The sequence below is a fragment of the Enterovirga sp. CN4-39 genome (assembly GCF_049446235.1).
Taxonomy (GTDB): domain Bacteria; phylum Pseudomonadota; class Alphaproteobacteria; order Rhizobiales; family Beijerinckiaceae; genus Enterovirga.
Map to the genome: position 1 here is coordinate 193,278 of NZ_JBMSEF010000001.1, position 23,201 is coordinate 216,478.

Consider the following 23,201-nt stretch of genomic DNA (forward strand, 5'->3'; position numbering starts at 1 on the left):
GTCATGACCTTCTCCATCCTGGGCTTCTGCCCAAAGACCGGCAAGACCGGCTTTGCCCAGTCGACGAGCACGCCTGCCGTCGGTTGGCGATGCACTGATGTCGTGCGCGGACGTGGCGTACTGACTGTCCAGGCGCACGGGGACTATCGCCAGCTTCAAATCGCCAAGCGCCTCATGGAACTCGGCCATACACCACAGGGCATACTGAAGTCTCTCGAGGCGGGAGATCCGTTCTTCGCCTACCGCCAGATCGCTATCCTCGATCTCACCGGCGTTGCAGCCGTTTACACGGGCGAGAAGGCCTATCCCTGGGCGGGCGAGGTGGTCGGGTCCGATCACGTCGCAACCGGGAACGTGCTGGTCGGCGAGCAGGTGGTACGGTCGATGTCAGAGACGTTCGCGTCTCTGGATGGCGCAGACCTGGAAGATCGCCTCATGAGAGCTCTCGAGGCAGGCCGTGACGCGGGTGGTCAGCCCGACGGCCAGACCTCCGCGGCGATCGTGGTCTACGATCGTTACGAGTTTCCCACCGTCAACCTTCGAGTCGACGCCGCGCTTGAGCCGACGGGCGAGCTTCGGCGCATCTACGATTGGTTCAAGCCGCTGATCCCGTATTACGTCCAACGTACGCTCGACCCGACATCGGTGCCGCGGTTCCGTTCCGTGCTTCAGGAGAAGGGCCTGCCCCAGAACCCCTACGCGGTCTGATCCTGGTCGGTCGATGGAGAGCGAGAGATGACGTTGTCAGTAGTGGCGCGTGACCCGGACCGTGGATTGCTGGGGATTGCGCAAAGCACAAACCCCCTTTCAGTCGGCGGGCGATGTCCGTTCATCCGCGCCAATGTGGGAGCCGTTTGCACCCAAGCTTTCACCGACCCGGGCCTTGGGCCTCTCGGTGTCGGACTCCTCGCGCTCGGCTACTCACCGCAAAAGGTGATCAAGGAGCTTGGCGAGAGCGATCCTCACTTTGCTCATCGGCAGATCGGCATCGTTGACCGGAATGGCCGTTCGGCAGTGTACACCGGATCAGCCTGCAAGCCCTTTAGCGATGCCGTCCATGGCGACAACTACGTCGTGATGGGGAACATGCTGAAGACCGATCGTGTGGTCCCGGCCATGAACGAAGCTTGGCAAGAGACGGCCGGGATGCTTTTCGAGGATCGTTTGCTAGCGTGTGTGAAGGCTGGTCGAGACCAAGGTGGCGATGCAGGGGGGCATCGTTCAGCTTGCTTGATCGTCTACGAGACCGAGCCCTATGCCCGAACGGATCTGCGCATAGACTTCGTACCGAAGCGGGACGGCGCACCAGACGCAGTCGATGCCCTCGGCGAGCTCCTCGAGCGTTGGAGGCCCCTGATCGAGTACTACAAGTTCCGCCCCCATGATCCTACCGTGCCCGGCTGGGCGGATTACCTCGAACAGCAGGGTACACCGTTCCGAGATTGAGCTCGATCCGACGGAGCCGATAAGGCGTTACGTCCGGGAGGGCACCGGCCAAGGCCACGGTGTCCTTTTCACCCTTTGAGACCAAGGCTGCTCAGATTCCGCAAACTCCAAAAACCATCATTTTCACCAGTGTGTTAGCGCTGTTGAATTATTGAGTGGGAATAATCCTCGACAGTATTTTCCGCTAGAAAGCCTTGACGGATCAGTAGCTTGCACGATCTAGGTCGAGTGACAAACTTTGACAAAACACGTTGGGAGACAAGGGTTTAGAGCCTACACGGGTTCATACCTGACAAACTCCCCTCGTTATCCAGATGCATAAATCCGAGACCGCTTGCGACGAGACTACTCGCGGGGCATATGTGACGGAGTCTCACGACCTCCTTGAGGGCAACATTCGGCTCTTTCGCACCATCTATAGCGGGAAGGTGTGGCAGATGTCGTGTTGGGTTCGGGAGCAGCAGCGGTACTTTCGGAAGTCGCTCCGGACGAAGGATCTCGGAGAGGCAAGGCAGCTTGCAACCGAGGAATATGTCGAGCTCAAAGCTCGGCTTAGGAACGGCGAGATGGTCTTCAGCTTAACGGGGTACGCGCGACGTGCAGATGGCCTGTTCCGTGGTTCACGCATTCTCGGACATTCTGTTCTGACGCTGCGCAATTCCATGTTCGGATCAGAAAGAAATCGCCGTCCCGGGCAGATAAGATGGCGCTTCGCTGAAACGCGCCGAGGGACCCGATGTCGGACGAAAACCTGCGAGAGGTCGTGATCGAGGCGGATTTAAACGGCCCGTATGACGGCATCGTGCGGCTCCTGGGCGACACGCAGCGCTCGCGCTACGAGCTGAGGGCCGTCGCGCTCACGACGTGATCGGACGAGGTGAAGGCCGCGAGGATCGCGCTTGGGATCCCGGCGTCCGTGGATGCGCAGCTCCCGGCACCCCGCCGTGCGGCGGGCGGTTACCTGGGAAGCGACGTCTCAGGCTGGGCACGGCTCCACGGCGGCGTAATATGGCCCGGATGGAGCTTCGCGCCCGTCACCCGAGTTTCGCCCGAGGCGGACGGAGACCACGATGACGCCGAGTGAACGGCTGCCCCTGTTCGTTCCGGAGCCTGCCGTCGCGCGATGACACTCGGATCGGACGAGGGCGTCGTGCGCGTCGACGCGCGGGCTGACAACCACCTGGTGCTCGGCATGCAGGCAGTCAGGGTCGGCGTGTCCGAGCGGTCCGCCGCCTTCGGGCTCGCGCTGGAGATGGGCTCGCGGCCCGAGGGCATTGCGGACATGATCCACGCGCACCCGACGCTCGGCGACGCATTCGAGGAGGCGAGCCTCAGCGGGGCGGGCCAGGGCTGGCACAACTGAGGGCTCGGCTTTGCGCAGTGCGATCGTTCTCGGCGGCGGGATGGCCGGTATCGGCGCGGCGCTTCATCTCCAGGGTCGCGGCTGGTCCGTGGCCCTCGTCGACAAGGGCGAGCCGGGCCGCGAGACGAGCTACGGCAATGCCGGGATCATCCAGAGCGAGGCAGTCGAGCCCTACGCCATGCCGCGCGACTGGCCGAGGCTGTTCTCCATCGCGGCACGACGCAGCAACGACGTCCATTGGGATCTGGGCGGCCTGCGTGACAACCTCGGTGCGCTGCTTCGCTACTGGTGGCATTCGTCTCCAGCTCGGCATGAGACCGTGTCGCAGGCCTATGCCGGCTTGATCGCCCGGGCCGTGACCGAGCATGAGGTTCTCGTCGCTGCGTCGGGCGCAGACCGTTTGGTGCGCCAGGGCGGCTTCCGCGTCCTGCTTTGCACGCAGGCGGCCATGGACGAGGCCGCGGCCAATGCGGAGCGACTCCGGACGCGCTTCGGTGTCCGGTCGCTCGCACTGTCGCCGGCCGAGCTCGCGGCAGCGGAGCCGACGCTCAAGCAGACCGGCGCAGGTGCCATCCACTGGCTCGATTCCTGGTCGGTGAGCGACCCGGGTGGACTCGTGGCTGCGTACACCCAGCTGTTCCGCCGCCGCGGCGGCACCGTCCGGCGCGGCGACGCCGGCACGCTGAAGCAGGGCGGGGCTGGCTGGAGTGTTGAGACGGCGGACGGGCCGTTGGACGCGGAAGCTGCGATCGTGGCGCTCGGGCCTTGGTCAACGGGGCTCCTTCGCCGGTTCGGCTATCGGATTCCGATGGTGCGCAAGCGTGGCTACCACCGGCATTGGCGGAGTGCCCAGGCGCCAAGCCTGCCAATCCTGGACGCGGCAAACGGCTACGTGATGGCACCCATGGCTAAGGGCCTGCGTATCACGACGGGCGCCGAGTTGTCGGCTGCTGGCCCTAGCGTCAGTCCGGTCCAACTCGCACGGGCCGAAGCCGCTGCCGGGAACCTCGTGGATCTCGGGTCACCCGTTGATAATGCGCCCTGGTCCGGCACGCGTCCCTGCATGCCCGACATGCTCCCGGTCATCGGAGAGGCGCCGCGGCACCGCGGGCTGTGGCTCCATTTCGGCCACGGACATCAGGGCTTTACGCTCGGACCCGCGTCCGGTCGCCTCCTGGCGGAGGCGATGTCCGGAGAGCGCCCGTTCGTTCCGGCCGAGCCGTTCAGCCCGGGCCGCTTCCGGCCCTGACGTGGTGCCCAGCAACGGCCGCCGCGTCGAGCAGCATGGTCGCTTCCTGGAGGTCGAGACGCCCGGCTTCGGCGATCAGCACGAGGCTGGCCGCGCGGCCCGGCTGCGGCGAAACCTCGGTCGGTGCGATGGTGGCGCGCGAGCCGACGAGCTGGAACAGCATCGGGCGATCCGGCTGATGGTCGAAGGTCACGAAGCCCTTGGCCCGCAGCAGGCGCGGCGCAAGCCTGCCGATAGCCACCTGGAAGCGCTGGAGCGAAACGGGCTTGCCCGCCGTCCAACTCACCGTTTCGAAGCCTTCCTCAGCCGCAGACAGCCGGGAACCTCGTGCCGGCGGGACGGGCGCATGGTCCCGGCCGGATAACAGCAGGTACCCCCATGCCCGGGGTCCACCTGCCGCATCGAAGGTGAGGCTCGGGGCCTTTTGGCGCGCGAGAGCCGCACGGACGCCCTCGAGCTCGGAAGCGTCCACAAGATCGGTCTTGCCGAGCAGGCAGAAATCCGCAGCCGTGACCTGCGACCGCCAGAGATTGTCGTCGAAGAGATCCGGCCGGTCCGCGAGGTGCCGAGCATCGACGACCGTCACCACCGTGTCGAGCGGCGTTTCCGCATAGATTGCCGGATCGATAAGGGAGCGGACGATTTCCGCCGGGTCCGATGCACCGCTCGTCTCGATGACGATCGTGTCCGGCGCGGGATCCCGGCGCATCAGGGTCGAGAGGGTGCGTATCAGGTCGCCCTGCAGGCTGCAGCAGATGCAGCCGTTGCGGAGGCTCACCACGCCATCCGCCGACAACCCCAGCAGGGCGGCGTCGACGTCGACCGCGCCGAAATCGTTGACGACGGCGGCGATCCGTCGGCCGCCGGGTTCCTGCAGGAGCTGGTTGACCAGCGTCGTCTTGCCGGCTCCGAGGAAGCCCGCGACCAGGACGACCGGGATGGTCACGCGGCCGAAGGCCGCCGGACGGGCCTGCCCGGCCGTGCGTCCCGCACCAGCGCGCCCTCCGAAATGACCGACGCGCCGCCCACCAGCAGGTGGCGGACGCCTTCCGAGGCCCGGTTCGGATTGCGGAAGTCAGCCCTGTCCGTCAGGCGATCGAAGTCGAAGCAGACGATGTCGGCATCGCACCCGACCTGCAACCGCCCCTTCCGGAGCATGCCCGGCGTGCTCGCTTCCAGGAGCTGCGCTGGGATGAGCGAGCACTTGCGCAGCCCTTCGACCAGCGAGATGGCCTGCCGCTCCCGCACCCACTCGCGCAGGAAGCGTGTGAAAGTCCCGCTCGATCGCGGGTGCGAGACTGCGTCCTCCGGCAGCGGCCAGGCATCGCCCTCGTACGTCGAGCCGTCAGGAAGGAGCCACGGGACGGCATCGGACGCGATCGCCCCGCCTGGAAACAGCACGGAGATGTCCAGGAGATCGCGGTGCCGCGCGTTCGCGGCAGTATCGAGGAAATGCCAGAGCACGAGCGCGCCCGGATCCTCGTCCTGCGCCGCGAGAAGCTCTTCCCGATCGGCGAAGCGGTGGCCGGATGCCAGGGACTCGACGGCGTCGTAGCGGGTCCCGGTCCGCTCGGGAAAGGCCGGGTCCGAGAAGAACACGGCGCCGACCACCGTCGAGCCGGTGCCGTAGGGATAAGCCTCGACCGTCACTTTCAGGCCCTGCGCCTGTGCATTGCGCACGAGCTCCGCCGCCCGCTCGACATCCTGAAGGCTCGTCGAGTTGAAATGGCAGATATGCATGTGGGCGCCGGTGGAGCCGGCGAGGCCGATCAGCCGGGTATAGGCCTCGACCGAACTCAGCGGGTCCACGTTCGACATGTAGGCGATATGCGTGAAGGTCGGCGCGTCGGTCGACGCCGCAAGGCTACAGAGCTCCGATATCTCCTTGAGGCCGGCTCCGGGCGCGTACGCATTCGGGAAGCCGATCCCGAGGCCGCCTTGGTCCAGGCCCGCCCGCGCGCGCGCGACGATGTCCGCAGTCTCGGCCGGGCTCGCCACCTCGTCGGCCCAGCGCCTGTCCTGCATGGCGCGACCCATCCCGGCGATGCTGGACTCGGTCTGCTGCGACGTCATCGCCGCAATGCGGGCGAAGACCCAGCCGGTCGAGGCGCCGTAGTTCAGCACCCGGCCGGCATCGACCTGCTCGTCGTACCAGCGCGCGACCGGCCAGACGCCGAGCTCCAGCTCGAGCGACGTCGTGACCCCGTCGAAGGCCTGCATCCTGTCTGCGGCGATGCACTGGCCGTGGGCGTGCAGGTCAATGAAGCCGGGTGCCACCACGAGGCCGTCGACGGAAATCGTTCGCTCGGCCGGGCCGAGATGGCCCCCGATCGCCGCGATGCGGCCTTGGCTGACCGCGATATCCGCCACTCCGTCGTGGCCGGTTTCCGGGTCGATGACGCGGCCACCGCTCAAAACGAGTTCGTGCATCAAACGCTCACGCTCTGGCTGTCTCCCGCAAGGCGCCGCGGTTCGATCCCGGCCTTACCCGGCGTATCGCCGAGAACATAATCAAGGCGTCAGGCGGGCTCCGATGTCCCCCGCCTTGCCCCGGAGCCGTGCCGCCGAACGCTCGCTGGCGCGCAGGCGCTCGTCGAGCATCGGCGCGGCCGCCTTTCGGATCGTCGCGATCAGCTCCGGCGGCGCGTTCCTGACAGTGATCGGGAAGGGAGGCTGCGGATCGTATTCGAGAAGGAGCTGAAGCCGGCGCGCGACGTCTTCCCCGGACAGCTCCGCCGCGACCTGGAATGCGAAATCGAGACCCGCCGTCACGCCGCCACCAGAGATCCTGTTCCGGTCCACCACCACGCGAGCGTCTTCCGGGATCGCGCCCAGGACGGCAAGCTGATCCCGCGACAGCCAATGGCAGGCGGCTCGGTAGCCGTTCAGCAGGCCGGCTCCCGCCAGGATCAGCGAGCCCGCGCAGACGGAGGTCACGTAACGAGCCGAGCCGCCGGCCCGAGCCACGAAATCCATGACCTCCCCGTCGTCCATCAGGGCGACCTGTCCCGGCCCGCCGCCGACACAGAACACGTCCAACTCCGGGCAGTCGTCGAGCGTGCAGGTCGGCATGACCGAGAGGCCGACATCGCTGACGATCGGCTCGATGCGCTTCCAGAGGAGGTGGACCCGGGCATTCGGGAGCCGCGCGAACACCTCGAACGGTGCCGTCACGTCGAGCTGGGTCATGCCGGGAAAGAACAGGATCCCGATCTCGATCGGCTTGTCGGTCATATCGTCACCTCGTTCTGGGAGCCGCTACTTCTTCGCCGACACCTGGGCGACCAGGGGGCACTCGCTCTCGCTCAAGGGCAGAAAGGCTTCGGCCGCCGGCACGCGCTCGATGACGTCGTAATAGGCCCAGGGGCTCTTCACCTCCGCGGCGGTCCTGACCCGCACCAAGTAGAAGTCGTGGATCAGCTTGCCGTCCTCTCTCAGCCGCGCCCCGCGGGCGTAGAAGTCGTTCACCGGCGTCGACCGCATCGCCTCGAGCACGGGGTCGGTTGCGTCCGTTCCCGTGCTCGCCACAGCCCGGAGGTAGTGGAGGATCGAGGAATAGACGGAAGCCTGAGGTGCGGTCGGCATCGCGCCGTGAAGCGCGTGGAACCGCTTCGCGAAGTTCCTCGTCTCATCATTCAGGTCCCAGTACCACGCCGTAAGCGTCGTAATGCCCTTGGCGATGTCCGGACCCATGCTGTGCACGTCCGTGATGAACATCAGCTGCGCGACCGGGATCTGCGCCGAACCGGCCATCCCGAATTCGTGCCATTGCTTCATCGTGCTGACGAGTTGCGCTCCGGCATTGGCGAAGGCCACGACCTTTGCGCCAGATGCCTGGGCCTGCAGCAGAAAGGAGCTGTAGTCGGTGGTGCCGAGAGGATGGAACACCGCTCCGACCGACTTTCCCCCCGCGGCACCCAGGACCCGCTGAGATTCCGAGATCATGTTGCGGCCGAAGGCGTAGTCGGCAGCGACGAAGAACCAGGTGTCGGAGCCCTGGGCGACGAGACGGCGGATCGGGCCGGCCACCAGGTTGTAGGAATCGTGCAGCCAGGTCAGGCCGGTCCGCGCACATTGCTTGCCGCTGACCTCGGTCGTGGCGACCGCCGCGTAGAGGGCCAGCTTGTTTCGCTCACGGACGATCGCCTGGACGGCGAGCCCAACCGCAGAGTTGCCGACGTCCACAACCACGTCGACGCCATCCGCGTCGAGCCACTGGCGCACGATCTGGGCGCCGACATCCGCCTTGTTCTGATGATCGGCCGTCAGGATCTCGACCTTGAGGCTGGGCGTCTCCTTCCGGAAATCCTCGATCGCCAGGCGGGCCGCCGCGATCGATCCCCGGCCGGCGAGGTCGGAGAGTGGTCCGGCCTGATCATTGACGATCCCCACCTTAACGACCCCCCCGGACAGTTCGGCGGCCTGACCGACGCAGGCCGCCGAGACAAGGAAGAGGGCCGAACAGAGACCGAGGACTAGCCGGCATCCGGCCCGCGTGAGTGGTGCTTGTGCTCGCTGATGGACCATCGATCACCCCTTCTGCTGATGATTGCTGGCGTGCGTTCGGTCACGAACCGGCCGGCCACCATGGCGCCGGCCGGTGGATGGTCACCGCGCCACGATGCGCCTTACGGCTTCGAGCCGGCGGGCCTGCCCGGGAGCCATCTTCTCCCGCATGGCCGCGAGTACCTGTCTCGGTGCCGTGTCCGGCGAACCTGCGTTGAAGGGCGGCGCCGGATTGTATTCCATGCGAAGCTGGATCGCCTCGGCGGTCGGCCTGTCGACCAGGAGCGAGACGAGCGTCAGCGCGAAATCGATTCCGGCCGTGATCCCGCCGCCGGTCACCCGGTTGCGATCGACGCAGACGCGCTCCTCCGACAGGATCGCATCGAAGTAGGGTAGCGCCTCCCGCGCACTCCAGTGCGTGGCCGCGCGATAGCCCTTCAGCAGTCCGGCAGCGCCGAGCACAAGCGAGCCGGTGCAGACGGAGGTGACATAGGCGGCCTCCCTCGATTGCTGCCGAAGGAAGGCCAGAACCTCTCCATCCTCCATAAGCGCGTCCGTGCCGTAGCCCCCGGGCACGCAGATGACGTCGAGCTGCGGGCTATCGGCGAAAGCCTTGGTCGGCGAGAGAACGATCGGCCCGTCGCTTTTGACGGGCTCGATCCGCTTCCAGAGCAGGTGGACGTTGGCGTTCGGCAGGCTGGAAAAGACCTGAACCGGCCCGGTCAGGTCCAACTGAGTGAAGTCAGGAAAGACGAGCAGGCCGATTTCGAGCGGGGTCGCCACGGTCAAACTCCAAGCGAGATCACTGCTACGGAAGCTGACATGCTGTCCTCTTGGCTGATATGCCGTATTTCCCTCGTTTTCGGACAATGCCGTGATCGGTCTGCTGATCTTCCCCGCATTCCAGCTTCTCGATGCGGCGGGTCCCATCTCGGTTTTCGAGATCGGAAGGCGCAGCAAGCCGACCGTCTCCGACGTGCGTGTCATCGCGTTGCAGGCCGGGCCGGTCCGCTCCTCGTCCGGCGCCGAAATGCTGGCGAGCGGCCTGCCGCCTCCCGATGCGCTCTCCACCCTGATCGTGGCTGGAGGGCTCGGCGTTCCGGACGCGTCGCAGTGTCCGGCGACCCTCGCGTTCGTCCGCGCCGTCGCGGGCCATGGCGCGCGCGTCGCGAGTGTTTGCAACGGCGCGTACATCCTGGCTGAGGCCGGCTTGCTCGACGGGCGTCGCGCCACCACCCATTGGTCGCTCACGCGGGACTTCAGCGCGAAATTTCCTGACGTGAAGATGATGCCGGACCAGATCTTCACGCGTGATGGCACGGTCTGGACGTCAGGCGGCGTTTCCGCCGGCATCGACCTGGCACTGGCGATGATCGCAACTGACCACGGCGAGGACGTCGCCTATGAAGCGGCACGCCAGCTTGTGATCTACTATCGGCGAAGCGGCGGCCAGTCCCAGTTTTCGTCGTTGCTGGAACTCAAGTCGCCGAACGGTCGATTCAGCCCACTCTTGTCTTGGGTGCGAGAGCACCTTCACCTACCGCTTACGGTCGATGAGCTGTCCGCGCGCGCCGGAATGAGCGCGCGGAACTTCGCGCGTGCCTTCTCCGCCGAACTCGGCACCACGCCTTCGAAAGCTGTCGAGAGGCTTCGCGTGGAAGTCGCACGGGAGCGAATCCAGTTCTCGAACGATCCGATCGAACTGATCGCGCAAGCGGCCGGCTTCGGCGACCCCGAGAGGATGCGACGCGCCTTCATCCGGATCTTCGGCCAGCCGCCACAATCCCTCCGCCGCACGGCGCGCGCTTGGGATGATGCCACTGCGACGAGCTTCGAGGGCAAAGCGAAGAGCGATCTAGACGAGGCAGGTGCCCGGGTTGATACCCCGCGGTGCTCGACGTCAACCGCCACCGGCTGATCTGCGTCGAGGGCGGCCCGAATGCGCTTGCGGCCTCACCAGCGAGTCCAGAGTCGGACCGCCGCACGGGACCCAGCGTCTGCGGAGGCGTGAGCGCCGCGTCCGCGCGGTTGGCGCAAGCCTCGTACGCGCCGCGCCGCTGCTCCGACCTCAAGCTGGAGAGCGCTTCTGCCCAAAGCCGCAGCACGAACCCGCAGCGCCCTCTGAAACACGACCGGTCCCCTCATCTACTCCTTGCCGGTCGAAGATCGAGCGCACGCTGGAGCGCCCTGGTCGGCTCGGCCAAGCGCTTACTCGCCCGGAGCCAGACGGGCTGCACCAGCACCTCGCCACCCCTCTGCTCCAGAAAGCAGACTACAGCGGGCGCAGAAATTATCTGGCGACCCGACCGCGCCATGAGCAGCCTCCAGGCGCCTGCCCGAAAGCGGACGCGAGTAGCGCAAGTGGCTTTCGGCCGCCTTCGACCCATCTCGGAAGCTCAGGACGTCCGCTTACAGGCATCCTGATCCCACTTTTGACCCATCCTGGCCGAAACCCGAATGTCCGGTTCTCGGGGCGGGGGCTGGGGAAGCAGACAGAAGAGTTCGGTCATGACTGAGACGCTGCAGGTCTCTCGAAGCCGTTCTCTGACCAGCTCGGCACGGCCGCCCTCGCGTCAAAGACTGAAGCCGCCGTCGATCCCGAGCACCTGCCCGGTCACCCACGTCCTCTCAGGGTGGGTGAGCGCGAGCGCCCAACGTGCGATGTCGTCCGGCACACCGCGGCGGCCAAGCGGGATCATTTCGATCTCCTTCGCCTTGATGGTCGCGATCTCCTCATCCGAGAAGCCCATGCGATCACGAAGGAAGTCGCTCTCCACCGGTCCGGAGGCGATCGCATTGACCCTGATCCCGAAGGGAGCGAGTTCGAGGGCCCAGACCCGCGTCAGATGTTCGAGCGCGGCCTTGCTGGCCGCATAGGCCGAGAAGCCGGCGATCGGCTTGCGGCCGAGCGTGCTCGACAGGTTAAGGATCGAGCCCTTCGTTGCCCGAAGATGCGGGACGGCTGCCTTGGCCAGCAGGGCGGGGCCGAAGACGTTCGTCCTGAACGTGGCATCCAGGCTGCCCGCCGTGATGTCGGCGAGAGCCTCCGGCTGGCCCGCCCCGGCGTTGTTGACCAGGATGTCGAGCCGCCGGGAGAGTTCGACGGCACGCGCGACCGTCGCCTCCGCCGCGAGCGGATCGCCGGCATCGGCCGCAAAGCCCGTGATCGCCGGATGGGAGGCCGCCGCCTCTTCGATGGCCTCCTGGCGGCGGCCCGTCACGAGGACCCGGGCGCCGCTTTGAGCGAAGAGGCGCGCGATCGCGAGGCCAATCCCCGCGCCACCGCCGGTGACGATGGCAGATTTGTTCTGAAGCACATTCATGGGTGTGATCCTCGCCGGCCTAGAGCCGGGTCACCTGTTCGGGATCGGCAGACGCGAGGGCGGCGCCCCTTTCAGCGGGTGGCGGGTAGATCCAGAGCGTGTTGATCTCAGTTTTGTAAGCTTTTGCCTCCGCGCCGACCAATTTGACCTGTCGATCCCAGCCGCGCGTGAAAACGGCTCCCGCTTCGCCGAGATCGAGGCAGACGACATAGGCTTCCTGGTGGTAGGGATGCAGCGGAAGCCCGAGCAGATCGGCGGCGGCATTGTTGCCCGCGAAAGCGCCGAGCCGGGTCGCATGCTGGCACGACATCAGCGCGTGGTTTCCGATGTCGTCACAGGATGCCTTGGCCGCATCCCCCGCAGCGAAGATGCCTTCCAGGCCTGGCACTCGCAACTCGCGGTCGACCAGGAGGCGCCCGAAATTGTCGCGCTCCGCCGGGAGCTTTGCCGTCAGCGGCGCTGCCCGGATTCCGGCGGCCCAGATCACGGTATCGCTGTCGATGCGCTCGCCGTCCGAGAGCGTCACACCGCCTCTGTCCAAGGCGGTCACGCCGACCCCGAGGCGGGTCTCGATCCCGAGCGTGCGAAGCGCATCCTCTACGATGGGACGCGGTCCGGGCCCCATATCCGGCACGACGGCGGGATTGCGCTCGACCAGTACCACGCGGCCCGACCCATTCCCGAGGACGCGGCGCAAACGGGCTGGCATCTCGGTCGCCACCTCGATGCCGGTGAAGCCTCCGCCCGCGACCACGACCGTATCTCGGCCCGACGTAGCGGCGCGCGAGCTGAGGCTCTTCAGATGCCGGTCGAGCTCGATGGCATCTTCGAGCTGGTCGACGCTGAAGCCGTGCTCCTGGAGCCCAGGGATAGGCGGACGGAACAGCCGGCTACCTGTCGTGATAACCAGCCGGTCATAGGTCAGCGACCGGCGCACACCGGCAGCCTCGCGGATCTCAATCGACTTGGTATCGGTATCTACCCCTTCGACTTCACCCTGAACGTATGTGGCCTCGATTGCGTCGAGGACATCGCCCAGCGGAGCCGTCATGCGCTCGGGATTGGGTTCATAGAGCCGGGGACGAATTACCAGCTCCGGCTTTTGCGAGACTAGGACGATCTCCAGATCGCGGGCGGGGCCGTTTGTCTGCTCGCGCAGGCGGGAAGCGGAAAGCGCCGCATACATGCCGGCGAAGCCGGCGCCGACGATCACGAGCCTCTGTTTCATGGTCGAGCTCCATCCTCCTCGAAGCCGCCCGAACGGCGTTCGGGGGAGCGCGAGGAGCCATGACGCTTGCCCTCGCCGCTACATATCGGAAGGTATTCTCCGGATAGAAGCAGCTCTAGCTATCTGGCCGGATAGGTCGTGACAGCGAGATGTCAGATTTGTGCCGTCGTTGTCGGTAATGTATCCCAGGCTTTCAGAAGCGCAGCGAGCGTCGTAACCTCCATTTTTCGTATCCCGTTGCTGCGGTGGAGCTTCACGGTGACCTCGCTAATCCCGAGAGCGAAAGCGATCTGCTTATTGACGCGACCCCGAACCACGTTTGCCAGGACTTCCCGCTCGCGCGGTGTGAGCGTCTCGTACCGCTCGACGTTTCGCGCCACGGCCACGGCCTCGCGCCGGCGTGCGACATCGAGCTTGATGGCGCAGGCGACGGCGTCTAGCAGCGCTTGCTCTCGCGCAGGTTTGGTCAGGAAGTCCACGGCGCCCGCCTTCATGGCCTGCACCGTCATGGGAATATCCCCATGCCCGGTCAGGAAGATGATGGGCTTGGCCGTGCCGTTTTGGGCTAGGTCAGCTTGGAGATCGAGGCCGCTCGTTCCGGGCATGCGGACGTCCAGGATGAGGCAACCCGGCCTCTCCAGCGCTCCCCTCGTGGCAAGAAGCTCGCGTGTCGATGCGAAACAGAGTGCGTCGAAACCCGCCGAGTCGAGCAAGTTTGCCAGTGCGTCGCGCACGGCCTCGTCGTCGTCGACGATGATGACGACCGGCATCTCGGTCTCGCCTCCGCGCCGCTCCACTGGATGTGCCGAGTCACGGAGAGATGGCTGTTCGGTTCTCATCGCATCGCTCCTCCGTTTCGTGCGTCCAGGGCCCTTCCGACTGCCGCGAGCAGTGCCTTGCCGTCGAAGGGCTTCCGGAAGATGCCGCTGATCCCTTGCGCCCGACCCTGCTCGGCGAGCTCGTGCCGGCCGGTGATGAGGAAGACCGGCATGTCGGGGCGCTCCCGGCTCACGAGGTTGCGGAGCTGGAAGCCGTCGAGGCCGGGCATGCCGATATCCGTGATTAGCACGTCGACCCCCGCCAGCCCGGCCTTTAGGAACGTGTCCGCGGATGCGAAGCTCACGGGCTTGTACCCGGCGGATTCGAGCAGGTTGCCGACCGACTCGAGCAGGCGTGGATCGTCGTCGACGATCGCCACGACGTAGCTGCGCGTGTTCAAGGTCAAACTCCTCAGGTCCGCCGCGAGTGCGTGACTGGTATCTCCAGCCGCTCTGCCAAGCGGACGAGGTCGGCGAGGGACGCCGCCGCCATTTTCCGCATGACGTTTCGTCGATGGACCTCCAGCGTCACTTCGCTGATGCCGAGCTCCCCGGCCGCCTGCTTGTTGAGGAGCCCGCTGATGACGAGCCTCATGACCTCGCGCTCCCGAGGCGTCAGGGAGAGATAGCGATTCGTTAGAAGGTCGACCTCAACCCGCTCGGCGCGGGCGGCCTGGTCCTGAGCGATCGCTGCATGAACCGCGGCGATCAGGTCCGATCCCGCCACCGGCTTGGTCAGGAAATCGACCGCGCCGTGCTTGATCGCCTGCACGGAGGACGGGATGTCGCCTTGGCCCGTCAGAAAGACGATGGGAGGGTGCTCGCCCTGCGCCATCTGCCTCTGCAGATCGAGGCCGTTGATGTCCGGCAAGGCGACGTCGAGGATGAGGCAGGCGGGAAGGTCCGGCTTGTCCGCCCGCACGTATTCGCCGGCCGACGCGAAGGCGACCGCATCCATGCCGTGTGAGGCAAGGAGCTCCTGGAGCGCCTCCCGCATCGCGCCGTCGTCGTCCACGATAAAGACGATCGAGCCACCACTCATCGTCACGCCTCCTCGGGAACGAGGGGCAGCGTGAAGATGAAGGTTGCTCCGTGAGGGGTGCCGGTCTCCGCCCAGAGCCGACCGTTGTGGGATTCCACGATTGAACGGCAGATCGCGAGCCCCATGCCCATGCCGTACGTCTTGGTGGTGAAGAACGGCTCGAAGATCCGCTCCGGTGCCGCTATGCCGGGACCGCAATCCGATATCTCCGTCCGAATGAGTTTCTCGGTCCGGCGCACGCGGATGTTCAGCGCCTTCTCGCCCGTGACGCCGTCCATTGCCTCCATGCCGTTGCGGATGAGGTTGATCAGGACCTGCTGGATCTGGACGCGGTCGAGAGCCGCCAGGGGCAGGTCCTTCTCGATATCGACCGCGATGCGAACCTGTCGCCGCGCTGCTTCATCCGTGATGAGCCGTGCCGCTTCCTCGATGACGCTCGACAGCGCCGTATCGTCCCGCAGCTCGATTGACTGCCTGAAGACGGCGCGGATCCGGTTGACCACGTCCGCCGCCGAGTTGGCGTCACGGATGATCCGCTCGGCCGTGATCTTAGCCCGGTCAACGTTCGGAGGATCGGCAGAGAGCCACCGGTAGCAGGCCTCTGAATTGGCTACGATGGCGGCGAGCGGCTGATTCACCTCGTGCGCGATGGAGGCTGAAAGCTCAGCAAGACTCGACGCCTGGCTCGCGCGGGCCATGCCCTCCCGCGCGCGGCGCAGTTCCTCCTGGGCCCGAACCTCGTTCTCGATGTCGAGGCAGATAATGTTCCACTGGACAATCTCGCCCGCGGCGTTCCGCATCGGGGCTGCGCGCGTCTCTACCCAGCGATACTCGCCGTCGAAGCGCCGAAGGCGGTGCCGTCTTGCGTAGGGCTCCCCCGTCGTCAGGGAATGCGCGTACCGCTCCTTGACGCCCGGCAGGTCCTCGGGATGGACGCCGGCATCAAGGGTACCGGCAAGCCGCGACTTGCCGGGTCCGTCCAGTTCCTCAAGATCGTAGCCGACAAATTGGCGAAGTTGCCGGCTGCGGTAGACCGGCTCGCCGTCCGGCGCGGCGCAGTCGATCATCGCCGGCAGCGTCTCGACGAGCTGCGAAAGGGAGCGCTCGCGTTCTCGTAAGGCCTCCTCGATCCGGAGCTGGTCGTCGATGTCGTGGGAGAGCCCGTACCATTGCAGGATGCGTCCGGCCGGGTCGCGCATCGGCTCCGCGCGCCCGTCCATCCAGCGATAGACACCATCGGCCCGGCGACGCGGTATCTCATGGCAAAGGGATCGCCCGTGGCGATGGTGTGCCTCAGCGCGAGGGCGAGGTCTTCGACCTCGTCAGGATGTACAATCGCCTCCAGAACTGCGCTGAGCCGGCTGCGATCCGGCTTGTCGGCATCGCCGACGCTCATCCCAACGAATGCGATCAGCCGCTTGTTGAAGAAGTTCGGCTCGCCATCCGACGAAAGACGCCAGAGGTAACTCGGAACCATATCGACGAGATGGGAGAGCTCCCGCTCTCGCTCGCGTAGCGCGTCCTGCGTGGCAACGAGATCATGGATGTCGACGCAGACGCCGTACCATTGTGCGATGCGTCCTGACTCATCCCGCAGAGCCTCCGCGCGGCCGTCCGTCCACCTGTAGGTTCCGTCTGCCCGCCGCTGGCGGTAGGTCATGGCGAAAGGGGCGCCCGTTTCGAACGAGCGCACGAGAGCCCGTTCCACCTCGCGCCTGTCGTCAGGATGGATGTCGGCAAGGGACCGAGAGCCTCCTTCCGTGAGCAAGTCCTCGGGACGGAGCCCGACTGCATCGGTCAGCCGTTTGTTGACGTAATTGGGCGTGCCGTCGGCCGTGGTAGACCAGATCAGCGCCGGAACGGTCTCCGTGAGCTGCCGCAGCTGCCGTTCGCTCTCCCGCAGGACCTTCTCGGCCTTCGTGCGCTCCGTAATGTCGATGAAGCCGACCAGACTCTTGTTGGCGACTGCGCCGGGACGTGCCGTCGTGAACAGGACATCGAAGACGCTGCCATCGATTCGGGCGACCTTGGTCTCCTCCTGGAAGACCTCCTCGCCGCGATAGCGTGCCTCGATTGAGCGGCGGATGGTCGGAAGGCTCGGCTCCCAGTAGCGGGTGACCGGCCCGCGCATTTCCGTGGGGTCGCGCGCTCCGAACATAGCGAGGAGATGCTGGTTGGCCTCCTCCAGTTCGAGCGCTTCCACCGCCTGGCGGAGGACGTCTGGGTGCTCGTCGATATACGGCCCGAGTTCCTGGACACCCTTCGCGCGCAGTTCGGTGAAGAGGGGGATGAGCTTGCTGGCATCGACTTGGGCGAGGCCGATCGGCATGTAGTGAAACAGGTCGCGATAGCGCCGCTCGCTCTGCCGCAGGGCTTCCTCGGCATGCACCTGCTCGTCGATGTCGACCATCGTGCCGTACCAGCCGACGACTCGCCCCTGCTCGTCGTAGCGGGCCGTCCCGAAGCAGCGAAACCAGCGATAGACGCCGTCGAACCGGCGAAGCCGGAAGTTCGCGTCGTACGGATCGCCCGCATCCAGGGCCGCTCGGCGCCGGCTGAGCACCTCGCCATAATCGTCGGGATGAAAGACAGCCCGCCATTCGGTGTTGGTGAGCTCATGGAAGAGCCCCGCGCCCGGGTTGGGCCGACCGATGAAGCCGAGCAGGTTCGCGCTGACGAAAGTCCTCCGGCCATCGGCGGTTGCCGACCAGGTTAAGGCCGGCATGCTCTCGATGATGCGCAGCGCCTCCACGGCCTCCGGATTTCTCCACCCGGAGGCGCTCGCCACCACCGCGCCGAGGCAGGCCGCGGTAGCAAGGAAAGCCGACCAGAACAGCAAGGTCTCGCGGCTGTTCGCCGGGAGAACTTGGCCCAGGAGGGCCGAAGCCGCGAAGGCGAGGGCCAGCATCGCGAGCAGGGGCGTCTGCGCCTTCGGAGGCGCGTAGACGAAGGCGGCCGCGACCGGCACGGTGAGGCCGAGAAGCGATCCCGTCACGGCGGAGGTCGTCAATTGCCAGGAGGGAGGCTAGGATGGCCACGGCCTGGGGTCGGTCCCGCAGCAGAGCTGTCACCGTCGCGTGCTCCTGTCCGGCAAAAGCTGGGGCGTGGAACCGTCCTGCACGGGCCTCGGCCCCTGGATTGGCGCTCATGCGGCGGGATCGTAGGTCCACGCCTCGCCGGCTGCACCCTATGGAAATCCATGCATCGCGCGCGATGGTCCCGCAGGAAGTCGACAAACGCCCGACGGCCGGATCGGTCTACCTATCCCGGAGCATCATACCGGCCCGGCAGGATCTCAGCGACAAGCTCTCGATGCCAGGGCCGGGCCTCTGCGCGGCCTGATCTGGCCAGCCCTGCACAGCGATTGGATGCTGATCATGCCGGACAAGGCGATCCGTGGCTCGGTAGCGGCCGCACTTGCGCAAGACGGGCCGCATCACCTCGCCCAGGTTCTTCATTCGCCTGCCGCTCAACTACTCTCCGGGGCAGGCACGCAATCCGCGTGGTGGAAACGCCGCCCTCCCGCCAAGCCGCACCGCTCCGGCAATCTCGACAGCCGGGCGGCGGCCGCCCTGGCCGAGGAGCGACAGCGGAGCGGTCGCACCGGCGCACATGCCCTGACGCTCGCCTATGTGGCCGTGGCGGTCTGGTGCGCCCTGGTCCACCCCTGGCCGGGAGCGATCTTCTATCTTGCCCTGGTTGCGGGGTTCATCGGGCTTGCCGCCGGGTGGGCCTGGCTTGCACGCCGGCCAACGCCCTCCTGGCTGGTGCTGGGTTTCGTGCTGGCAAACGCCATCCTGCTGACGATCACGCTCCTCCTTCCCAACCCGTTCGATCATCCTCCCTGGCCGATCCAGATGAAACTTCGGCCTCCGGCCTTTCCGTTCTTCATCCTGTTGATCGCATGGGCGACCTTCACGCTGTCCCCGGCGCTTGTCATCGGGGCCACCATCATCATCGCGGCAACCTGGAGCTGCGGGGTCGCGCTCCTCGCATGGCAGCCCGGAGCGCTGCTGGGCTTCGGAATGCCCGGCAGCAGCCCGAAGGATCTCGCGCATTACCTCGATGCCCGCTTCATCGACACGGCCGGCTGAGCTTCGAACATCTTCACCGGTTTTCTGATCGCCGGAATTCTGGCCGTGATCGTCGGCCGGATCCAGCGCCTGGTCGAGATGCAGGCGCGGATCGAGCGCACGCGCGACAACCTCGCTCGCTTCGTCCCGGCGAACCTCGTCGACGAACTCGCCGAGATCGATGAGCCCTTCGGTCCCGTCCGGACCCAGAAGGTCGCGGTCCTGTTCGTCGACATCGTCGGCTTCACGGCCTTGTGCGAGACCATGCCGCCGTCCAGCGTCATCCGGATGCTGCGCGGGTCCCATCAGCGCATGGCCGATTGCGTGTTCGAGCACGGCGGAACGCTCGACAAGTTCGTGGGCGACAGCGTGATGGCCACTTTCGGCACACCGCGCCCGGGCACCCGCGACGCGGCCGACGCTCTTGCCTGCGCCAAGTCAATGCTTGATCAACTTGAGGCCTGGAACGTGGGCCGGTGCGCAATCGGCGAGCCTCCTCTAAGCGTCGGGATCGGTCTCCATTTCGGGCCCGTGGTGCTCGGCGAGATCGGGAACGAGCGGCGCCTGGAACTCGCTGTCCTCGGCGACACCGTCAATACGGCGAGCCGTCTCGAGGTCCTGACCCGCCGTCTCGGTACTCCGTTGGTCGCTAGCCAGGAGCTGATCGCACGCGTTCGCGAGGAGGTGGGCGAGCTTGCAGTCGAGCTGGTTCCCGGGGCGGCGCCGATCGCCGTTCGCGGACGGGCGAGACCGGTCGAGGTTTGGACGCTCAATCGGGCGTGCGATGGCCTCCGTAATTCGGCGGAAACCGAAATCTGTCCGGGAACATCGCGTGTTTCATCCTCATTGCTGAGTGCCAGTCATCCGCACGGCAATGGTGAAGGCAACAGCAGGTCGCGCGCGTCTGCCGAGATGGAACAATCCGGGTGCTTGGGCTGTACGCAATTCATAGACTTCAATCCGCGTCCTATGCCCTAGAATAGGTGAAGCTGTCCCCCGGCCCAATCGATCTAATCTGCGCGCAATTTTACCCTGGATCGTCGCCGTTCTTCGCGGCGCCTGCAAGGAGACGATCATGGGACTGAACATTAGCTCACGCGACGCTCGGCTGAGTTCGACGGAATTGGTGCCGTCGCGCTACGCGGTGCAGGTCGGCGATATCGACGTGCTGGTGATCAGCGATGGCGTGTTGCCGCTTCCGACCGAGATGCTGGGACACAACGTTGACAAGGCCGCCCGGACGGCTTGGCTCAAGGACATGTTCCTGCCGGCGGATGCCTTCGATTGGTCGCTGAACGTGGTCCTGGTCCGCAGCGGCAAGCAGACCATTCTCATCGATGCCGGGCTCGGGCTGGATCCGGACCTGAACCTGCCGCGCGCCGGGCAGCTGATCCAGCGTCTCGAGGGTGCCGGCATCGAGCTCTCCTCCGTGACCGACGTCGTGCTCACCCACATGCACGTGGACCATGTCGGCGGGCTGCTCGTGGATGGGGTGAAGGACCGGCTCCGCCCGGACCTGCGGATCCACGTGGCCGCTGCCGAGGTCGCGTTCTGGAACTCACCGGATTTCAGCCACGCACATATGCCCACCGGCTTTCCGGATGCGCTTCGAGCGGCTGCAAAGCGCTTTGTGAAGGAATACCGCAGCCAGCTCCGCCAGTTCGATGAGGAACACGAGGTAGCCCCGGGTGTGGTCGTGCGCCGGACCGGCGGCCACACCCCCGGGCATAGCGTCGTCCGTCTGGAATCGAAGGGCGACCGCCTCACCTTCGCGGGCGACGCCGTATTCGCGGTCGGGTTCGAGCATCCCGACTGGCACAACGGCTTCGAGCACGACCCCGAAGAGGCCGCCGTGTCCGCCTCCGTCTTCTGACGGAACTTGCGGCGACCGGCGAGCAGCTGGTGGCAACCCACCTGCCGTTCCCATCCGTCGGTCGGGTCGCCGCCGAGGGCGATACCTTCCGCTGGGTCCCGGTCTTCTGGGACCATTAGCCGGCGTGCGCTCCGCTGTGCGTGGCGTAACGGCTAGTGTGGACGCTGCCCCTTACCGGTCTGCCGGCCGCCAAGGGATTGTCTCAGCCAGCTTCACCTGACGCAACGCCCTGCTGGGGCTGGAGCGTGGCCACCACCCTTCTGATGCCAGCGGCCGAAGGCATCAGATCGGTGTTCGGCCGATCCCTCCCACTGCAAACTAGAAAGGAAGAGCGCCGATGAGCACGATCACCACCACCGATGGCGTAGAGATATTCTACAAGGATTGGGGGCCGAAGGATGCCCAGCCGATCATGTTCCATCACGGCTGGCCGCTATCAGCTGATGACTGGGACACCCAGATGCTATTCTTTCTGGCGGAAGGCTATCGGGTCGTGGCCCATGATAGGCGTGGACATGGTCGCTCGACACAGGTGAGGGACGGCCACGACATGGATCACTACGCAGCGGATGCCGCTGCTGTAGCCGAGCATCTTGACCGGCGGAATGTCGTCCATATCGGTCACTCGACCGGTGGTGGCGAGGGGACGTACTCAATCGTGCCTAAGTAGGCCTCGCTCCGAACCGTCACGGTGACCGACATTAGCAAGGCGACCGAGGCGCTAAGCTGCACACCGCACTGTTGAAGCTGTTGACCATGGCGAGCCGCCGACACCTGAGGCCACGGTTGCCCCGTACGGCCGAGTTCCAACATGGCTGCTGGTGCGATTACGCTACGAGAAAATCCGGCTTGAGTAGGGATGCGATCAGTTGCTCAAATCGTCCCTGGTGTATGTCTGACTGCTGAAATCAGTCGAAAAGCAGCCAGTCGGCTTTCGGCCAAGATGCGATACCTAATCACGGAGCAAAGAACCCGACCTTCTGAACTTCAGACTTCGGTCGACAGCGGCCGAGAGCTCACGTCCGCTTTGCACGGGCGCCCTCTCAGAAGCAGACGGACCTCTTGCGGCCATAATGAGATCGTCAGTGCGCTGTTCGACAGGGGAAGGGACGGCGTCCAAAACGGACTCAGTAATAACAAACGTGCGGCGCGGAGGTCGGAACAGCAGCCGCCCGGCAGGATGGTACGACGGAGCCCTGCGCCGATGTGCATTCCTTCGTTCGTGAGTTGGGTTACTCAACTTCTACAAACTTGAAAAATGCCTCGCTTTACAATGGGTCACCAGATTCAGATCATCGAGTGGGAGTGACGGCGAGCCGCTGCTCGACTGTCCGGCAATCTTTGCGCGTCCAGCCCGCGAGAGTAGGCGGGGAGCCTGCGAGGGGGCTGGTCGATCTCCGGCCTGTGCGGCGCGTCGGCGGGGGAGAGACCTCGCCGACGGTGATCCTGCCCACGGCCCAGGTGGTGTTCAGGCGTGCATGCGGTACCGCTCGGCGGGAAGCCGGTTTCTGTAGTTCGGCAGCATGGCCTGGCGTGCGGCCTGAAACGCGTCCCACTGCCCGGAATCGGGTAGCGGCGGGATGGTCACTGCTTCGCGGCGGTCGAACCCGACCATGGCTGCATCCACGAGGTCGTCGACTTCCATCACGTAGGATAGCGCGCTGACATCCGTGCCGACGTGATCCCAGATTGCCGTGCGCGTCGTGGCGGGAAGCACGGCCTGGACGTAGACGCCTTTCGGCCCAAGCTCGAGGTTGAGCCCCTGGGACAGGAACAGCATGAAGGCCTTGGTCGCCCCATAGACGGTCATGCCGAATTCCGGCGCCAGGCCGACCACTGATCCGATATTGACGATCGCCCCTTCGCCCGCCCTTGCAAGCCGCGGCGCGACGGCGGTGGCGAGACGCAGGGGTGCAGTCGTGTTGATCGCGACAAGCCGTGCGACCTCATCCGGGCTCTGCTCGATGAAGCTTCCGCCAAGCGCCGTGCCGGCGTTGTTGACGAGAATCCCGATGCGGGCGTCGTCGCTTAGCCTCGCCTCGACCGTCGCAAGCTCGGCAGGACGCGTGAGATCGGCCTGGATGATATCGACGGATACGCCATTTTCCTGGTGCAGGCGGGCGGCCAGGGTTTCCATCCGGGCCATGTCACGGGCAACCAGCACGAGGTCGTGCCCGCGTGCCGCGAAGCGCTGCGCGTACGCGGCTCCGATGCCGGTGGAGGCTCCCGTGACGAGGACGGATGGAGCGAGTGTCATGGCGTTGCTCTTTCCCCTGATCA

General features: G+C 65.7%; 18 protein-coding genes and 5 pseudogenes. 10 read left to right on the top strand and 13 right to left on the bottom strand.

What is annotated here, in order from left to right:
• Positions 1-3: 3 nt before the first annotated feature.
• The 5 genes and pseudogenes from ACO2SS_RS00985 to ACO2SS_RS01005 all read left to right on the top strand — a co-directional run bounded on the left by ACO2SS_RS00985 (position 4) and on the right by ACO2SS_RS01005 (position 4,058).
• The gene (locus tag ACO2SS_RS00985) at positions 4-708 is read left to right on the top strand and encodes a DUF1028 domain-containing protein (RefSeq protein ID WP_423275694.1); all 705 of its coding nucleotides are present in this window, start codon (positions 4-6) and stop codon (positions 706-708) included.
• 27 nt (positions 709-735) lie between these two features.
• Positions 736-1,446, top strand: a complete 711-nt coding sequence (locus tag ACO2SS_RS00990; RefSeq protein WP_423275695.1) for a DUF1028 domain-containing protein — start codon at positions 736-738, stop codon at positions 1,444-1,446.
• A 736-nt stretch (positions 1,447-2,182) separates the two neighbouring features.
• The gene (locus ACO2SS_RS00995) at positions 2,183-2,314 is read left to right on the top strand and encodes a hypothetical protein (RefSeq protein ID WP_423275696.1); all 132 of its coding nucleotides are present in this window, start codon (positions 2,183-2,185) and stop codon (positions 2,312-2,314) included.
• 249 nt (positions 2,315-2,563) lie between these two features.
• Positions 2,564-2,809: pseudogene (locus ACO2SS_RS01000) on the top strand (dihydrolipoyl dehydrogenase); the annotation flags it as partial.
• A 10-nt stretch (positions 2,810-2,819) separates the two neighbouring features.
• Positions 2,820-4,058, top strand: coding sequence for an NAD(P)/FAD-dependent oxidoreductase (locus ACO2SS_RS01005; RefSeq protein ID WP_423275697.1), 1,239 nt, complete (start codon positions 2,820-2,822; stop codon positions 4,056-4,058).
• On the opposite strand, the gene ACO2SS_RS01010 is transcribed toward ACO2SS_RS01005, so the two are convergent.
• From ACO2SS_RS01010 to ACO2SS_RS01030, 5 genes are all read right to left on the bottom strand, one after another.
• A complete protein-coding gene (locus tag ACO2SS_RS01010; RefSeq protein WP_423275698.1) occupies positions 4,033-5,004 on the bottom strand; it encodes a CobW family GTP-binding protein in 972 nt (323 codons plus the stop codon). The genes ACO2SS_RS01005 and ACO2SS_RS01010 overlap by 26 nt on opposite strands.
• On the bottom strand, positions 5,001-6,488 hold the full coding sequence (locus ACO2SS_RS01015; RefSeq protein WP_423275699.1) for an amidohydrolase family protein: 1,488 nt from the start codon (positions 6,486-6,488) through the stop codon (positions 5,001-5,003). Before ACO2SS_RS01015 ends, ACO2SS_RS01010 begins: the two co-directional genes overlap by 4 nt.
• An 81-nt stretch (positions 6,489-6,569) precedes the next feature.
• Positions 6,570-7,292 (bottom strand): DJ-1/PfpI family protein, encoded by a 723-nt coding sequence (locus tag ACO2SS_RS01020; protein WP_423275700.1) that lies wholly within the window; start codon positions 7,290-7,292, stop codon positions 6,570-6,572.
• A gap of 24 nt (positions 7,293-7,316) precedes the next feature.
• Entirely contained in the window at positions 7,317-8,450 is a 1,134-nt protein-coding gene (locus ACO2SS_RS01025) for an ABC transporter substrate-binding protein (protein ID WP_423275701.1), read from the bottom strand.
• Positions 8,451-8,666: 216 nt separating this feature from the next.
• A complete protein-coding gene (locus tag ACO2SS_RS01030) occupies positions 8,667-9,347 on the bottom strand; it encodes a DJ-1/PfpI family protein (protein ID WP_423275702.1) in 681 nt (226 codons plus the stop codon).
• A gap of 91 nt (positions 9,348-9,438) precedes the next feature.
• On the opposite strand from ACO2SS_RS01030, the gene ACO2SS_RS01035 reads away from it, so the two are divergent.
• Positions 9,439-10,482, top strand: coding sequence for a GlxA family transcriptional regulator (locus tag ACO2SS_RS01035; protein WP_423275703.1), 1,044 nt, complete (start codon positions 9,439-9,441; stop codon positions 10,480-10,482).
• Positions 10,483-11,137: 655 nt separating this feature from the next.
• Here ACO2SS_RS01035 and ACO2SS_RS01040 read toward each other — a convergent pair.
• The 7 genes and pseudogenes from ACO2SS_RS01040 to ACO2SS_RS01070 form a co-directional block, all read right to left on the bottom strand.
• Entirely contained in the window at positions 11,138-11,887 is a 750-nt protein-coding gene (locus tag ACO2SS_RS01040; protein WP_423275704.1) for an SDR family NAD(P)-dependent oxidoreductase, read from the bottom strand.
• A gap of 19 nt (positions 11,888-11,906) precedes the next feature.
• Positions 11,907-13,115 (bottom strand): NAD(P)/FAD-dependent oxidoreductase, encoded by a 1,209-nt coding sequence (locus ACO2SS_RS01045; RefSeq protein ID WP_423275705.1) that lies wholly within the window; start codon positions 13,113-13,115, stop codon positions 11,907-11,909.
• Positions 13,116-13,267: 152 nt separating this feature from the next.
• Positions 13,268-13,954 carry a response regulator transcription factor gene (locus tag ACO2SS_RS01050; RefSeq protein ID WP_423275706.1) on the bottom strand — a complete coding sequence of 229 codons (687 nt, stop codon included), beginning with the start codon at positions 13,952-13,954 and terminating at the stop codon, positions 13,268-13,270.
• Positions 13,951-14,334, bottom strand: coding sequence for a response regulator (locus ACO2SS_RS01055; RefSeq protein ID WP_423275707.1), 384 nt, complete (start codon positions 14,332-14,334; stop codon positions 13,951-13,953). The genes ACO2SS_RS01050 and ACO2SS_RS01055 overlap by 4 nt, the downstream gene beginning before the upstream one ends.
• Positions 14,335-14,345: 11 nt before the next feature.
• Positions 14,346-14,975 carry a response regulator transcription factor gene (locus ACO2SS_RS01060; protein ID WP_423275708.1) on the bottom strand — a complete coding sequence of 210 codons (630 nt, stop codon included), beginning with the start codon at positions 14,973-14,975 and terminating at the stop codon, positions 14,346-14,348.
• Positions 14,976-14,977: 2 nt separating this feature from the next.
• A pseudogene (locus ACO2SS_RS01065) lies at positions 14,978-16,914 on the bottom strand (PAS domain-containing sensor histidine kinase); the annotation flags it as partial.
• A gap of 441 nt (positions 16,915-17,355) precedes the next feature.
• Positions 17,356-17,883: pseudogene (locus ACO2SS_RS01070) on the bottom strand (PAS domain-containing protein); the annotation flags it as partial.
• A gap of 469 nt (positions 17,884-18,352) precedes the next feature.
• On the opposite strand from ACO2SS_RS01070, the gene ACO2SS_RS01075 reads away from it, so the two are divergent.
• From ACO2SS_RS01075 to ACO2SS_RS01090, 4 genes and pseudogenes are all read left to right on the top strand, one after another.
• Complete coding sequence (locus ACO2SS_RS01075) at positions 18,353-19,069, top strand: hypothetical protein (RefSeq protein WP_423275709.1); 717 nt, start codon at positions 18,353-18,355, stop codon at positions 19,067-19,069.
• A 45-nt stretch (positions 19,070-19,114) separates the two neighbouring features.
• On the top strand, positions 19,115-20,026 hold the full coding sequence (locus tag ACO2SS_RS01080) for an adenylate/guanylate cyclase domain-containing protein (RefSeq protein ID WP_423275710.1): 912 nt from the start codon (positions 19,115-19,117) through the stop codon (positions 20,024-20,026).
• Positions 20,027-20,123: 97 nt separating this feature from the next.
• Positions 20,124-21,040 (top strand): annotated as a pseudogene (locus ACO2SS_RS01085) (MBL fold metallo-hydrolase).
• A 218-nt stretch (positions 21,041-21,258) separates the two neighbouring features.
• Positions 21,259-21,579, top strand: a pseudogene (locus tag ACO2SS_RS01090) (alpha/beta fold hydrolase); the annotation flags it as partial.
• Between the two features lie 810 nt (positions 21,580-22,389).
• On the opposite strand, the gene ACO2SS_RS01095 reads toward ACO2SS_RS01090, so the two are convergent.
• On the bottom strand, positions 22,390-23,178 hold the full coding sequence (locus ACO2SS_RS01095; RefSeq protein ID WP_423275711.1) for an SDR family NAD(P)-dependent oxidoreductase: 789 nt from the start codon (positions 23,176-23,178) through the stop codon (positions 22,390-22,392).
• Positions 23,179-23,201 lie beyond the last annotated feature (23 nt).